Origin of the sequence: Paenibacillus sp. CCS19 (genome assembly GCF_033239625.1) — a bacterium.
Classification (GTDB): domain Bacteria; phylum Bacillota; class Bacilli; order Paenibacillales; family Paenibacillaceae; genus Paenibacillus_T.
Map to the genome: position 1 here is coordinate 129,833 of NZ_BTCK01000004.1, position 14,786 is coordinate 144,618.

General features: G+C 52.7%; 13 protein-coding genes. 3 read left to right on the forward strand and 10 right to left on the reverse strand.

Annotation, left to right across the window (positions count from 1 at the left end; all coding sequences use genetic code 11):
- Positions 1-8: 8 nt before the first annotated feature.
- The 7 genes from SBI19_RS05305 to SBI19_RS05335 all read right to left on the reverse strand — a co-directional run bounded on the left by SBI19_RS05305 (position 9) and on the right by SBI19_RS05335 (position 6,275).
- Complete coding sequence (locus SBI19_RS05305; protein ID WP_317965678.1) at positions 9-719, reverse strand: FadR/GntR family transcriptional regulator; 711 nt, start codon at positions 717-719, stop codon at positions 9-11.
- 27 nt (positions 720-746) lie between these two features.
- The gene (locus SBI19_RS05310; RefSeq protein WP_317965680.1) at positions 747-1,472 is read right to left on the reverse strand and encodes a LutC/YkgG family protein; all 726 of its coding nucleotides are present in this window, start codon (positions 1,470-1,472) and stop codon (positions 747-749) included.
- Positions 1,456-2,988 (reverse strand): LutB/LldF family L-lactate oxidation iron-sulfur protein, encoded by a 1,533-nt coding sequence (locus tag SBI19_RS05315; RefSeq protein WP_317965682.1) that lies wholly within the window; start codon positions 2,986-2,988, stop codon positions 1,456-1,458. The genes SBI19_RS05310 and SBI19_RS05315 overlap by 17 nt, the downstream gene beginning before the upstream one ends.
- Positions 2,989-2,990: 2 nt before the next feature.
- Positions 2,991-3,713: a (Fe-S)-binding protein gene (locus SBI19_RS05320; RefSeq protein ID WP_317965684.1), complete on the reverse strand. Its 723-nt coding sequence runs from the start codon at positions 3,711-3,713 to the stop codon at positions 2,991-2,993.
- A 657-nt stretch (positions 3,714-4,370) separates the two neighbouring features.
- Positions 4,371-5,138: a DeoR/GlpR family DNA-binding transcription regulator gene (locus tag SBI19_RS05325; RefSeq protein ID WP_317965686.1), complete on the reverse strand. Its 768-nt coding sequence runs from the start codon at positions 5,136-5,138 to the stop codon at positions 4,371-4,373.
- Positions 5,139-5,223: 85 nt separating this feature from the next.
- Entirely contained in the window at positions 5,224-5,595 is a 372-nt protein-coding gene (locus tag SBI19_RS05330) for a sensory rhodopsin transducer (protein ID WP_317965688.1), read from the reverse strand.
- Positions 5,596-5,840: 245 nt separating this feature from the next.
- Positions 5,841-6,275, reverse strand: a complete 435-nt coding sequence (locus SBI19_RS05335; protein WP_317965690.1) for a hypothetical protein — start codon at positions 6,273-6,275, stop codon at positions 5,841-5,843.
- A gap of 442 nt (positions 6,276-6,717) precedes the next feature.
- Here SBI19_RS05335 and SBI19_RS05340 point away from each other — a divergent pair, with 442 nt between their 5' ends.
- Genes SBI19_RS05340 through SBI19_RS05350 form a run of 3 tightly spaced genes read left to right on the forward strand, consistent with a single transcriptional unit; the run spans position 6,718 to position 10,169 of the window.
- Positions 6,718-7,695 (forward strand): glycoside hydrolase family 113, encoded by a 978-nt coding sequence (locus SBI19_RS05340; protein ID WP_317965692.1) that lies wholly within the window; start codon positions 6,718-6,720, stop codon positions 7,693-7,695.
- Positions 7,696-7,713: 18 nt separating this feature from the next.
- Complete coding sequence (locus tag SBI19_RS05345; protein ID WP_317965694.1) at positions 7,714-8,958, forward strand: AGE family epimerase/isomerase; 1,245 nt, start codon at positions 7,714-7,716, stop codon at positions 8,956-8,958.
- A 17-nt stretch (positions 8,959-8,975) separates the two neighbouring features.
- Complete coding sequence (locus tag SBI19_RS05350) at positions 8,976-10,169, forward strand: glycoside hydrolase family 130 protein (protein ID WP_317965696.1); 1,194 nt, start codon at positions 8,976-8,978, stop codon at positions 10,167-10,169.
- Positions 10,170-10,274: 105 nt separating this feature from the next.
- On the opposite strand, the gene SBI19_RS05355 is transcribed toward SBI19_RS05350, so the two are convergent.
- The 3 genes from SBI19_RS05355 to SBI19_RS05365 are packed head-to-tail and all read right to left on the reverse strand — an operon-like array spanning position 10,275 to position 14,736.
- The gene (locus SBI19_RS05355; RefSeq protein WP_317965698.1) at positions 10,275-11,687 is read right to left on the reverse strand and encodes a glycoside hydrolase family 28 protein; all 1,413 of its coding nucleotides are present in this window, start codon (positions 11,685-11,687) and stop codon (positions 10,275-10,277) included.
- Positions 11,684-13,294, reverse strand: coding sequence for a glycoside hydrolase family 43 protein (locus tag SBI19_RS05360; RefSeq protein ID WP_317965700.1), 1,611 nt, complete (start codon positions 13,292-13,294; stop codon positions 11,684-11,686). The genes SBI19_RS05355 and SBI19_RS05360 overlap by 4 nt, the downstream gene beginning before the upstream one ends.
- Positions 13,291-14,736 carry a glycoside hydrolase family 28 protein gene (locus SBI19_RS05365; protein WP_317965702.1) on the reverse strand — a complete coding sequence of 482 codons (1,446 nt, stop codon included), beginning with the start codon at positions 14,734-14,736 and terminating at the stop codon, positions 13,291-13,293. The genes SBI19_RS05360 and SBI19_RS05365 overlap by 4 nt, the downstream gene beginning before the upstream one ends.
- Positions 14,737-14,786: the final 50 nt, after the last annotated feature.

Here is a 14,786-nt window from a genome sequence, read left to right on the forward strand (position 1 = left end):
AAGGTTCCTCATCGAACATGCTTATGAACAATGTCCTCCACATGCTGCAGATGAACATGCATCGCCTCTGATGCTTGCTTAGGATCACCATTCACAATCGCTTCGAAAATCGCAGAATGCTCTCGGTGCAACTGCTGCGCAATGTCACGATTGGCATAGATCTCGGCGCGTCGAACATCGCGAATCGCATTCGCCGTCTGCAGCATGATCGTATCGAACAACTGTACGATGATCGAATTATGCGTCGCATGCGCAAGCCCTTGATGAAACGCGAGATCGAGCCTTTCGCCTTCCGCATCGTCACCTGCCGCCGCTTGCATTTGATCGACGATTTCCTTCAACTGCACGATATCCGCTTCCGTTCGTTTGCGTGCGGCGATCGCTGCATTCGAAATTTCGAGCGACTGTCTAGCTTCGAGCAGCTCAAGCAGCGGGGAGCCTTGAAGCTGAAGCGTATCAAGCACACCTGCCGCCTCGCTCAAGGGCTGATCGCGCAATACACGGCACACGCCCCCCTGGCGAATCTCGATCAACCCAACAGCCTTCAACGCGCTAAGGGCCTCACGCATGGTTGAACGCCCTACGCCGAACCGCTCTGCCATCTCCTTCGTCGAAGGAAGCTTATCGCCCACCTTCAGCTTGCCGCTCGTAATCATCCCGCGAATCTGTTCGGTAATTTCCTCGTAATGGTTTCGCTTCTCCAGCTTCTCTATCTCCAATATTCGAGCCTCCGTTTCTACGACACCTTATCCAACGAACAAGGCGTACACAACGCCTGGTCCATGGACACCGATCGTCAGATCGTTCTCGATGTCCGCCGAACGGCTAGGACCCGAGATAAAGTGGATGCCAGCCGGCAAATTCTCACGGCCGGCTTGATCGAAGTTGATGAGCGCTTCGCCAAGACGCGTCCTCAGTCGTTCAACCGGAATGATGGCGAACAGAACCGTCGGCAGCAAGCTGACCGAACGTCCTTTATTCGCTGCAGACAATACCGTAATGGAACCCGTATATGCAACTGCATAGTCGGCAACAACAATACCGAAGTCTGCTTCTGCCGCGCGCGCTCTCCAGTTCTCCTCTTGATCGGTATTCCATACCGAGATCTGAGCTTCTGGCAGCGCATCCTCCAGCTTCATCTCTTCGAGCTCCGGCTGGCCTTGGCGAATGATATACTTAGCGCTCATCTCAGCAGCCTTATTCGCAATGAATTGCTTGGCTTCTTCGAAGGTCGCAAGACGGGCAACATGGCCCCCTGCCGCCTTGAAGTTCGCGCCGAACCGTTCAATCCGCTCCTCGACCGGCCATTCGAACGTCCGCCAGAAGTCTGGCGCGCCGCGGAATGGGTGCGACGGCTTCTCCATTGGACGTGGACGGCCCAGCTTCGACGAAATGCTGTCGATGAACGACTTCTGCTTTGCCTTCGAAGCGGTCTCCAGCTCATTCAACCATTCGTTATGCGTGTCCGCCATGACTGCTTCCTCCTCCCTGCTTGCGCTGAGCAACCAGCGCTTCCATGCGAGCTTTCAATGCTGGATCTAATGCCGTTCCCTCTGAACGCGTCTCCTTCTGGATGGTCGGCCAGCGATCGCGGAACGACTGCTTCGGCAAACTTGGCGTTACGCGATACGTATTCCAGCCTTTCAATGGGCCGAGCTTAATGCGAATGCCGCCATCTCTCTCCACCAGCTTCTGACCGAGTTGACCGAGACGGATCACACCGCGCATCCGCTTCGAGCCGCCCAATAGCGTAGAGAAGCCTTTCATGCCGACCTTCTCAACGAGGTTGCCGTTCCCGCTTTCCACTTTCCGTCTGCGCAAGTAGACGAGCATATCGTGCAGCGGAATTTTGACCGGACAAGCTTCATAACACGCACCGCATAAGCTCGACGCATTCGCGATGTCGTCCCACTGCGATTCGTCCTTCTTGAGTGCAGGCGTCAGAACCGCACCGATTGGACCGCTGTACGTTCCGCCATATGCGTGACCGCCGATATGACGGTATACCGGACATGCGTTCAAGCAAGCGCCACATCGAATGCAGTTGAGCAGCTCTTGGAATTCCGGATCGCCCAGCTGATTGGAACGCCCGTTATCCACGATAATAATGTGCATTTCGTCTGGACCGTCTGCGTCTGCGCTGCGCCGTGGACCCGTAATGCCTGACATGTAGACCGTCAGCTTCTGCCCTGTCGCAGAACGCGGCAGCAGCGTCGCCATGACTTCAAGGTCTTCGAACGATGGGATGATCCGTTCCATGCCCATCAGCGTAATTTGTGTTTTCGGTAAAGTTGAAACCATACGCGCGTTGCCTTCATTCTCGAACAAGACCATGGATCCAGTCTCTGCGATAGCGAAGTTACAGCCCGTCATGCCGATGTCTGCTTCAAGAAACTTCTCGCGAAGCTTCTTGCGGACGAAGCCGGCCAGAATCTGCGTATCCGGCGCCAGCGTCTCGCCCGCTTCTGCCGACAGCAGATCTGCGATCTGGTAACGGTTCTTATGGATAGCCGGAATTATAATATGCGACGGCGTCTCGCCCGCTAGTTGGATGATGTATTCGCCAAGGTCAGTCTCGATCGCATCAACACCGATTTGCTCAAGCGCATGGTTCAAATGAAGCTCTTCCGTAACCATCGACTTCGATTTAACGACCGACTTCGCTTGCTTGCGTTCGGCAATAGCCAGTGCGATTTTAACCGCTTCCACATCCGTCTCGGCAAAATGCACATTCACGCCATTAGCGCGCGCATTGTCTGCAAACAAATTCAAATAATAATCAAGGTGAGCGATCGTATGAAGACGGATTTGTCTGCCTCGCTCGCGCCAGTCGTCCCAATTGCCATGCTCTTCAGATGCCGCCTTCTTGCCGGAACGCAGACGCTCCGTCGTGAATTTGACCGCTTTGCGCAGGAACTCATCGTTCAGCGCCAGACCTGCCCGTTCCTTGACGGTTGAAGGTTTCGTGCTAGTATTCGAGGAACTCATCGTTATTTCACCCCTTCGTAGAGCAGTTCGGCCAAGTGCATGACGCGCACTGGTTTATCCCGGTATCGCAAATTGCCGGCAATGTTCATCATGCATGCCATGTCGAGTCCGACCAGCACTTCCGCTTCCGTCTCCAGCACATGGTCGACCTTCTCCGTCACCATCGCACCCGAGATATCGGCCATTTTCACCGCAAACGTACCGCCGAACCCACAGCAATCTTCTGCAAAAGGAAGCGGAACGAGCTCCAGTCCCTTGACCTGCTTCATGAGCGCAATCGGTTCTTCCTTCACACCGAGCAGCCGCGAGCCATGGCATGACGGATGGTACGTTACTTTGTGCGGGAATGATGCGCCTACGTCGGTCACGCCGAGCACTTTAACGAGGAACTGCGTGAACTCGTAGCTCTTGGCCTGCAGCTTATTGGCCCGCTCCAGCATAACGGGATCTTTCTCGAACAGCTTCGGATAGTGATGAATCATTCCGATGCAAGAGCCTGACGGCGCGATTACGAAATCGCTGTCTTCGAATGCTTCGATTAGGGTAGTCGCCGTTTTGCGTGCGTCGTCCCAGTAGCCGCTGTTGAAAGCGGGCTGTCCGCAGCACGTTTGCACGGATGGGAACTCCAGCTGTACGCCATAACGCGCAAGCAGCCGCACCATCGCCTCCCCGACCCGAGGGTAGATGGCGTCGCTAAGACAAGTGATGAATAAGGACACTTTCATGATGGGGAACACCTCGTTTTGCCGCAAACCGCGGCAGTTTGATGGATAGAGCGTTGATCAAGAGATAAATAGTTAAACATAGTTAAAAATTGATAATGATAGATTAAAATAGATAAAAAATAATGATAGATGAGATAACTACATGTAATGGTCAAAACTTATGATATCAGGTTGTCAGACAAGTTGGAAGTGAAAAAACCTATATTTTGTCCGCCTGCCTGTTGAACGTATGCGTTTTCAACATTTGGTGTGATGATCTGTGAAATTGCTGGAATTGAGGGTGCGATTCGCCGCCTTAGGCTTGGTGCTTTATGCACCATATTGGTAGAACAGGCTAGTCTGACTCACTAATATGGTGCATTTCTGCACCATTTAGTGATGTTTGCGAGTTTGGTGCCTCACGTAGTGCATTTCTGCACCATATTGTTGAGTTTTGTGAGTGCGACACTCCATATAGTGCATTTCTGCACCATATCAGTGATATTTTAGGGTTTGGCGTCTCACGTGGTGCATTTCTGCACCATATTGTTGAGTTTCGCGAGTATGCCTCTTCATATGGTGCATCTCTGCACCATATTAGTGATCTTTACGAGTTTGGCGCCTCACGTAGTGCATTTCTGCAACATATTGCTAATGTTTTACGTGTTTGACACGCACCTACACCGTCAGTACGTTAATGCCAAGTTCGGTAAGCTTGTCTGCCGTTTCCCGGGAAATGCGGCGATCTGTCACGACCGTATCTACTCGCGAGAGGTCCGCAACATGCGTGAACGATGTAACGCCGAACTTGCTGGAGTCAGCCAGCAGATAGACGCGATCCGCGATGCCAATCATCTGCTGCTTCAAACGCGCCTGCAGCTCGTTCGATTCGCTGATGCCGCGCTCGAGGTGAACGCCTTTGCCCGACAAGAATAGTTTGTCTACATAATAAGTTTCAAGCGACCGCTCAGCGAGCGGCCCGACAAAAGACAACGAGTTGTTCGCCAGCTTGCCGCCAGTCACGATAACTTCGATTTTCTCTTTCGAACTGAGCTCCGTCGCTACCTTAATGGAGTTAGTCAACACGGTCAGCGGGATATCCGGCAAGCGCGCTGCCATGTACCAGGCTGTCGTGCTCGCATCCAGCAGAATACGATCCTTAGGCTCAATGAAGCGAACTGCTTCGTCCGCGATGCGCCGCTTCTCTTCCGCGTTCGTAATCTCGCGCTGCGTATATGGAATTTCGGGTTGAGACGCCCCCTCCTGCTTCACGCTTACCGCGCCGCCATGGGAGCGGCGAAGACGTCCCTCCGACTCCAACCGATCCAAATCCCGGCGAATCGTTTCTTCTGTAACGCCGCACTGGACGCTCAGTTCCGTCACTCGCACGCTGCCTTTCTCTTGCACCAGTCGGACAATCATCTCGTAGCGTTCGGCTGCCAGCATTGTTCGCGTCTCCTTCCCTACTCTTTGGTCATTAGTTCCAATACTCTATTGTGCCTGAAATCTTTGTAATGCGTCAACCCGCATACTATCGAATCGGATGCCCAAGTACCGACATGAGCGCATTCTCTGCTTGTGTAGAGTCTAGACGACTATACTGCACGATAACCGGAACATCGCTAGTTACTTCAATTGCGTATGGTACACCCTTCGGAATCGATTCTCCGTCTACTGACAGCAGCGCTGTTCGAATATGCTTCGTCCGTCTGCCTGGCACTACATACTCAATATGTTCAATCGGATCGCGGTCTTCAAAATAAATCGTAAACGCCAGCTTCGCCGCTTCCGTCCCGCAGTTAAGCACGCAAACGGATTCATGACTCTCGAGCTCGCCTGAACTCGTCGGCGGAATGTAACCGTCCGGAATAATCCAATGTGTTGCTCCGATTGCTTGTGACATCGCGCATCCTCCTCAACATCTTGTCCGAATTTGTTTGATTAAGTCCGTTTATCTGTATTTTAAAGCATTTGATTGCATTTGAATAGTGCCGAAATGGACAAAATCAAAAACCAAATACATCTATCATTACAAATCCAGGATGAAAGACTGCGTTTCAGAACTTACTTGTGCCAAAACAAAGAAAGCCGCCGAACAAGTCAGCCCTTATGACTTGCAAGACAGCCCTTATAATCCTTGTTCCATACTTAATCTTTAACGTTCTCAATCATTTCAATCCCATTATCCGGCTTACGCACTGCGTAGACGCCTCTCGTAAGTCTGAAATAGGTGACCGTTATCGTTTCCTCCAACTCGATCTTTGTAAACGTATCATCGAACTGTTCGTTCATACGGAATGTACGAAGATGCTCCTCGCCAACGGGCCGAATACGGAACTTCCACCCATTCGTGATTTTAAGCTTCTCAACCAGCGTGCCTTCAATGGTAATATGGTCTTCCCTGATTAGGTCGGATAAGATACAGACAATGACAACAACAAGCGCTGGCAAAGTTGCAAAGATCGGGAATGAAATCCACTTCGGCTGATCTTGTTTATTGCTAGCAATAAACAAGATCGTCGCCAATACCAACATGACCGAGCTGCTCGCCAAATGAGTCGTAAGCTGCTTTACCGTCGACATCTTCGAAATAACCACCACTCCCTTTTATGAAAATAATCCCAAACATTCCATATGACAACTAATACGCGATATTAACCTTAAAAGTTGCGTTAGAATGATTTGCTGCGAGCCAGCCTCATGCGCCGTTCCTCGTTTTCCACCACCCTATAACAACCAAACGTTATCCTAATATTTTTAGCAAAATAATAACGAATCAAATATCACTCACTAAATCTCATCTTCTCTGATAGAATCAACACATCACTCAATTCCCTACATGTTTAGCATTGGGGTAGGAAAAACTCGTTGTAAAATTAGGCAAAATCACACAAAAACCTCACCTTAAAAACGCTTGCAAACCACCTAACAAACCATTAACATATCGTTAGAAGTTGTTATTGTTTAACATAACAAACGAACAAATTAACAATTCGATACTAGTTGCGAATCGAGGAGCGTGCATATGACGAATTGGAACGAACAAACGTACATCGCAGGCATGACGTGGGGTTGGACGGGAATTCGCGGCACTTGGACGACGAAGGAGGCCGATCGATCGATGGCGCTCATGAAAGAGCGGCTCGCCATCAACTGGACGGCAGTTACATTCGCAGCGCTGCAGGCAACCCCACAATCGACGACCATTCCATTCGCTGAAGCGCCTACCGTAACCGAAGAAGAAGTTCGGCATGCCATTGCCGAAGCGAAGCGCAATGGGCTGAACGTCTGTTTAAAGCCCGTCGTTAACTGCGTCGACGGAACTTGGCGAGCGCATATTAATTTCTTCGACTATGATGTGCCTTGTGAGCCGAAGTGGTCGGACTGGTTCGCCTCGTATACCTCATTCATCCTCCATTACGCAAGAGTGGCCGAGGAAACCGGATGCGAGATGCTGTGCATCGGCTGCGAAATGGTTCAAACCGACCGTCGTGAAGCAGAGTGGCGCCAGCTCATTCGCGAAGTGCGGAACGTATACAGCGGCATCGTGACTTATAACTGTGACAAATATCAAGAGGACCGCGTGCAGTGGTGGGACGCCGTTGACGTCATCTCATCAAGCGGCTATTACCCCGTTGGCGACTGGGAAGTGCAGCTGGACCGCGTCGAGAAAGTCGTGCAGCGGTTTAATAAACCGTTCTTCTTCATGGAGGCGGGCTGCCCAAGCCGACGCGGCTCGGAGCTGCTGCCCAACGATTGGGGCTTTCAGGGAGAGACGGACGGTACGGCGCAATTAGAATTTTATGAAGCGATGTTCGGCAGCAGCGACCAACGACCGTGGGTACAGGGCTTCATGCTGTGGGACTGGCCTTCTACTCTATATCCGGAAGAGCAAGCTGCAAGCAACAATGACTATTGCATGTTCGGCAAACCAGCGGAGGCATACATTCGCAATTATTATTCAAGCAAATTAGCACAGCCGAATTACAGCAGCAGCAATTAATTGAAGGGAGGAATCGACGTGACGAACAATACGGAGTTAAGCACTTGGTTAGAAGCGTGGAGGCACGATATTCACGATGAGCTGACGAACAATATTTTGGCCTATTGGACGAATCATACGATCGATCATGTAAACGGCGGCTTCGTAGGCGCAATTAATGATGCCAATGAAATCGTACCCGGCGCTGACAAAAGCCTCGTGCTCAACACGCGCATTCTCTGGACTTTCTCGACGGCTTATCGGCTGCTCAAGGATGAATCGCATCTTCGCATCGCAGATCGAGCTTACGATTATATCGTCGAACATTTCGTCGATGCTGAGCACGGTGGATTGTATTGGATGGCAGATGCGCTTGGAGCGCCAGCTCAAACTCAGAAAATCGTATACGGCCAAGCTTTCTCCGTTTATGCGTTCTCCGAATATTATCGAGCTGCCGGCAAGCAAGAGGCGCTTGATCATGCGATTCGGCTCTACGAGCTGCTTGAGTCGCACAGCTATGATAAGGAAAACGGCGGTTATTTCGAGTCGCATACACGCGATTGGCTGCCGAACAGCATCTCCGAACTAAGCAGCAATACGCTGCGGGAGTCGAAATCGATGAATACGCATCTGCACGTGCTCGAAGCCTATACCAACCTCTATCGAGCGTGGCCTTCCGAGAAACTTCGACAGTCGCAAAGCGAGCTTCTCGCTAAGACGTTACAGCATATCGTCGATCAGGAGTCCGGTCACTTCAAGCTATTTTTCGATGAGCGGTGGAACAGCTTATCCGGCCATATCTCGTATGGCCATGACATTGAAGGAAGCTGGCTCATTGCGGAAGCGGCTGAAGTGCTCGGGGAGCCTGAGTTAGCTGCCATCGCGAACGCTTCAGCCATTCGGATGGCGGAAGCGGTACTGCTCGAAGGTGTTGATGCGGACGGCGGCATTCTGAATGAAGCAGACGCCTCCGGCATTATAGACAGCAACAAAGACTGGTGGCCGCAAGCGGAAGCGGTCGTTGGTTTCTTCAACGCTTATGAGCTGACAGGTGACTCTCGTTACCTCGATGCAGCACGCGCATCATGGGGTTTTACCGATCGCTTCATCATCGATCATAAGGATGGCGAGTGGCACTGGAGCGTAACGCGTGAAGGCGTCCCTACAACGGGAAAAGGCAAAGTGAATGCATGGAAATGTCCTTATCATAACAGCCGCGCCTGCTTCGAAATGCTGGAACGAATAGAACGAACGCTTGCCCATTCTGCGGCAGTCCATGAATGAATAGGAGGCTCATTGCCATGAACATGACCTACAACTTAAGGCGTGAAGCGCTAACGAACGACTATGAGCAGTTGATTATCCGTCCCAATCGGCCTGTGCCGCTGGGCAACGGCATATTCGAACGGTATGAAAATCCCGTGCTGACCGCTGATCACGCTCCTCTGACTTGGCGGTACGACTTCAATAAGGAGACGAACCCGTATTTCATGGAGCGTCTGGGCATTAACTGCGTCTTCAACCCTGGTGCGATCTACCTCAGCGGCAAATATTATTTGGTCGCCCGCGTCGAAGGCAATGATCGCAAATCGTTCTTCGCGATCGCAGAGAGCGATAGCGGCGTCGAAGGTTTTCGATTCTGGGATGAGCCCATCGTAATGCCTGAAACCGAAGATCCGGACATTAACGTATATGACATGCGTCTCGTGCAGCATGAGGACGGCTGGATATACGGACTATTTTGTACCGAGCGCAAAGATCCGAACGCACCTCGCGGCGACTTATCCAGTGCGGTTGCCCAATGCGGCATCGCACGTACACGTGACTTAAGAAGCTGGGAACGTCTTGCCGATTTGAAGACAGCCTCGAACCAGCAGCGTAATGTTGTGCTTCATCCTACTTTTATCGAGGGTAAATACGCCTTCTATACGCGTCCGCAGGACGGATTTATCGACGCCGGCTCTGGCGGCGGTATCGGGTGGGGCTTGTCCGAATCGATTGAACAAGCCGTGGTTGACCGCGAGATTATTATCGATGAACGGCATTATCATACGATCAAAGAAGTGAAGAACGGCCAAGGACCTGCTCCGATCCGAACCGACCGCGGCTGGCTGCACATCGCTCATGGCGTCCGCAATACCGCTGCAGGCCTTCGTTATGTGCTGTACGCATTCCTGTCCGATCTGGATGAACCGCATCGCGTCACCCATCGACCAGGCTGCCATCTCCTTGCACCGCAAGGAGATGGCAGCCTGGTCGATGTATCCAACGTTACCTTCTGCAATGGCGTCATTGCCCGTGATAATGGCGAAGTGTACATCTATTACGCCTCCTCGGATACGCGCTGTCATGTTGCGGTATCGACGGTCGACCGCCTGCTCGACTACGTGATAAACACGCCGGAGGATCCGCTGCGTTCCTATGCTTGCGTGCAGCAGCGATTGTCGCTGATCGAACGCAACCGTGCCTACCTTGCGGGCGCTGATAGACGCTAGAACAGATCACTCACATTATCACAAAGAGGACAGAAAGGCCGTCTCATCCACACTTCAACAGTTGGAGAGACGGCCTTTTTATACACAGTTGTTCCTATGGGGCTCTCAGCTAAATTCCACGCCGCTGCAATTGGAGACGTTCCACGCCTCCCCTTCCGATTGTCTCACATCGACTTGTTCGACTCGGATATCTTCACCATTAAGCAGCGTTGCGCCAAGCGTTGAGCGGATTGAAATATTGCGCATCAGGATGCCGCTGACCGGCATCTCCGGCAAACCGCATAAGTCAATGGCGCTTCCCGCTCCATCGCATACGATATCTTCCATCGTAATGGTATGGAATTGAGGCGTTTCCTCCGTCGCAGGAACCCACTGACTGTCCTGACGTCCGCCATAATGAAGATCGAATGCGATCGCCGCATGCACGATCTGCTTCATTCGAACTCGGCGAACAGCAATCTGTTCGACCACTCCGCCTCGTCCGCGCTTGCTCTTAAATCGCAGTCCGATATCCGTGCCGACGAATGTGCAATCTTCGACGGTCACTCGACGAACGCCGCCAGACATCTCGCTGCCAATGACAAACCCGCCATGCCCGTTATAAACGGTGCATCGCCTGATCAGCACATCTTCCACTGGCATTGCCCGAAGGCGTCCTTCCGCATCCTTTCCCGATTTCATACAGATCGCATCGTCGCCAACATCGAAGGTGCAGTCTTCGATTAGGGCATACTGGCTCGATTCGAGATCGAGCCCATCGCCATTCTGAGCGTACCACGGGTTAAGGATCGTAACGCCCCGAATCGTTATTTGTTCACTCGCAAGTATATGCACGTTCCACGCCGGCGAGTTTCGCAGCGTTACCCCTTCGATCCGTACGCGCTCGCAATTATGAAGACCAAGCAACACTGGACGCAAATAGCGGCGATAAGGCTCAAAGTCTCTTAACGGCGAACCGGATGCCAGCAGCTCGGCAACTTTATTGGCACCGTCCTTCGCGCCTTCGTCCGGCCACCAGATCGCATCCTCCCCTTCGCCTTCAACGATGCCGCCGGATTGGATCAGCCGCTTCCATTGCCGGTCCGTTTGTTTAAATCGTTTGACGGGCCGCCACCCTTCTCCCCCGCCGTCAATGATTCCTTCGCCTGTAATGGCTATATCTTGCAAGCCTTCGCCACTTATAAGCGGCAAGCATCGTACCGTGCGGCTTCCTTCCCAATGCGACCATGCAAGCGGATATAAAGCCGGATTATTATCGAATGCGATCAATGCGCCGCGTTCGAGATGGAGACGTACACCGCTGCGCAGCCGAATGGGTCCCGTCTTCCATAAGCCGGCAGGGACAATAACCGTACCGCCTCCCGCTTCAGCGCAATAAGCAATAGCGCGCTCGAAAGCATCTGTGTTTAATAGTAGATCATTGCCACGTGCGCCAAACTCCTTGATTGTACAGGTCCGCTCGGCCAAACGCGGCTGACTAATTTCGAATGAAGGTGTGTCTAACCTATACTCATTCATAAATTCTTATCCTCCTGCACGGCTGACAGCCGTTTAGAGGCAGATTCCATACGAAAATGGCTGAAATCAGCGAAGCCGGTTGGCACATTCGAACCGATGTCAGCTAGCGCATATAAACCAACCTTCGCGCCGACCCATCGGCTTTTGCTCGCCTTGAACGTCTCATGCCCAATACGCTCGAACGACACTCCATCCACGCTCCAGCTCCAATCGCACCTTGCATTCGTTGTAACCGTAACGCTAAGTGTAATGACCTGCATATCGATCGGGAGTGTTGAAGTTACACGCTCTTGCTCTTCGTCGCCCTCGACGCGGATTAGCGAAACAGAGCCATCTGTATCACGCCGCACACCGATTCTTGCATGCGAGAACCCGTGAACGACCAGCCCCGCTTCCTCTCCAGCGGCAAGCGCCTTCGCGTCCAAGTGAACACTCGCAGTGAACGATTCTGCAGGAAACTTCTGCATGAGCAGGTTAGGCGCATCATAAATCGTCGCTCCACCCTTCGGCTGCGAGAACAACCGAAGCAAGCCCTCGCCCCGCTGCGATGCATGCAAGGAATACCAATAGTCTTGTGCATTCGCCTGCCATTGCCACTGCAAGCCAAGCTGATCCGAATCGAAGCTGTCCGACATGGCAGGCACGGCAATCGGATAAGTCCCGCCAACATCAGGCTTCTTCATCCGTTCAATCGGCTCACCAATGCCATCGCCGTTCACATCGACGCCAATGATCGGCCAGCCATCATCCGACCATGTCATAGGCTGCAAATGCACGATTCGGCCATAGGCGCCTTTATCCTGGAAGTGGAGAAACCAGGATTCGCCTGACGCAAGTTCGACCCACCCGCCTTGATGCGGACCATTCACCTGTGTACCGCCTTGATGCATCACGATCCGATCCTCATAGGGACCGTATGGCGTACTTGCCCGAAGAACCGTCTGCCAGCCTGTCGCAACGCCGCCTGCAGGCGCCATTATGTAATACCATTCACCGCGCTTGTATATCTTCGGCCCTTCGATCGTCGGGTGGTAGAGCGTCCCGTCGAATACGACAGCACCTTCAGCCAGCAGCCGCGTACCGTCAGGCGACATCGGACATACCCTAAGCTTCGACTTGATGCCGCATCGGCTCTTCGCAAATGCATGAACGAGGTAAGCTTGCCCATCATCATCCCAGAACGGACAAGGATCAATCAAGCCGAGTCCGGCATGGACCAGCTGCGGAGCTGACCATTCGCCTGCGGGATCGATCGCAGTCGTCATATAAATGCCGGAATCCGGATCACCGTAGTAGATCCAGAACTTCCCGTCATGATGTCGAATGCTTGGCGCCCAAACCCCATCGCCGTGCTGTGGTCGATCGAATCGCGGCGATTCCAAACGCGGAAGCGCGTATTGGATCAACGTCCAGTTGACCAAATCATGCGAATGCAGAATCGGCAGTCCCGGCGTATGACTGAAGCTGGAAGCGGTCATGTAATAATCGCGACCTACGCGAATCACATCGGGATCGGAATAATCAGCATGCAGCACGGGATTCAGGAACGTTCCGTCGCCTTGATCAGAAACCCATGGTGCATCAATGGCTGTCTTCATCATGGTCATGCACCTTCAACTCCTCTCGTAATCGCTTCCGTACCGGCGTGATGGCGGCGCATGGTGAATCCGTCGATCTGTTCTTCCTCTACACGGACCAACCTCAGGCCAGGACCCTGCCTCGTCTCGACTCTCACTTGATGCAGCACAACATGGCAAGCGTCTCGGATGTACATCCCTTCGCCTGCCATTAGTAGAGGCGGGTCAACCATATCGGGTTCGCCGCCTTCTTCCGATTGATCGCTCGTCATTTCGATGGTCACATGGGAGAGCGACAATTCCTCAATCGGCATTTCCGGCAAGCCGCAAATGAAACCCGCCGCTGCACGAGCCCCTCTGGCCGTTAAACCATTAATGGCAATATGCCGAATAACAGGCGTGCCGTCTGTGACCGCTGTCGGCAAATCTCCCGCGAGCGCTGCATCGCGTCCCTCCAACCCAAACCGGTAAAAGCTGTTGATAGCAATCGGGCACAATACGTCTTCCATCAGAATGTTATGAAATTGTATCTTCTCGATATAACCGCCGCGCACGCGATTCGTCTTCATCCGGATGCCGCGGTCGGTACCCACGAATAGACAGTTCGCTACCGCAACATGACGAATGCCGCCGGCTGTCTCACTGCCCATAACTACGCCGCCATGTCCGTTCTTCATCGTGCAGTTGGCGATCACGACATTCTCGGTCGGTCTTCCCACTCTCCGCCCGTCCTCGTCGATTCCTGACTTTAAGCAGACGCAATCGTCGCCGACATCGAATAGACATTCCGTCACGGTAACATCTCGGCATGAATCGATGTCGAGACCGTCTCCGTTCGGCGCATCGGCTGGATTGCGGAATGATGCGCCTCGTATGCGCACGCCTTCGCAGTAGATGAGATGCGTGTTCCAGAATGGCGAATTGGATAGAGTGACATCTTCAATCACAACGTTCTTGCAATCGATCAATCCGATTAGCGGCGGACGCAGCAGTTGGCTGTCCCATTCCGCCATGGCCGGCGGATACGGCGATTCGCTTAGAAGCCGATTGCGAGCATGAAGAGCTTCTCTATGCGGGGATTCAACGGCTTCTCCAGCCTTCAGCCGGCGATAAGCATCCCACCAATCGCTGCCGCTGCCGTCTATCACGCCTTTGCCCGTAATCGAGATCCGATCTAAATCGCTCCCATAAATAAGCGGCGAATAACCGTAACATTCATACCCGCTCCACCTCGTTCGAACCGGCTCATACCGCTCGAACGCCGGGATGAACGATAGAATAGCCCCTGCATCCACCTGTAGGTTAATGGCGCTGCGCAAGTGAATTGGACCTGTGCGGAATACGCCTGGCGGTATACGTACCGTACCCCCTCCTTCCATGGAGCACTGTTCGATCGCTTCGGCAATTGCTCTGCTGTTGTCTGTCCTGCCGTCCCCGATCGCACCGAATCGCGTGATGTCATACGAAGTCATCGTTACCCCTCCCTTCTCGCATAAGGCAGCGGCAAGCCCGCTAACCCCAG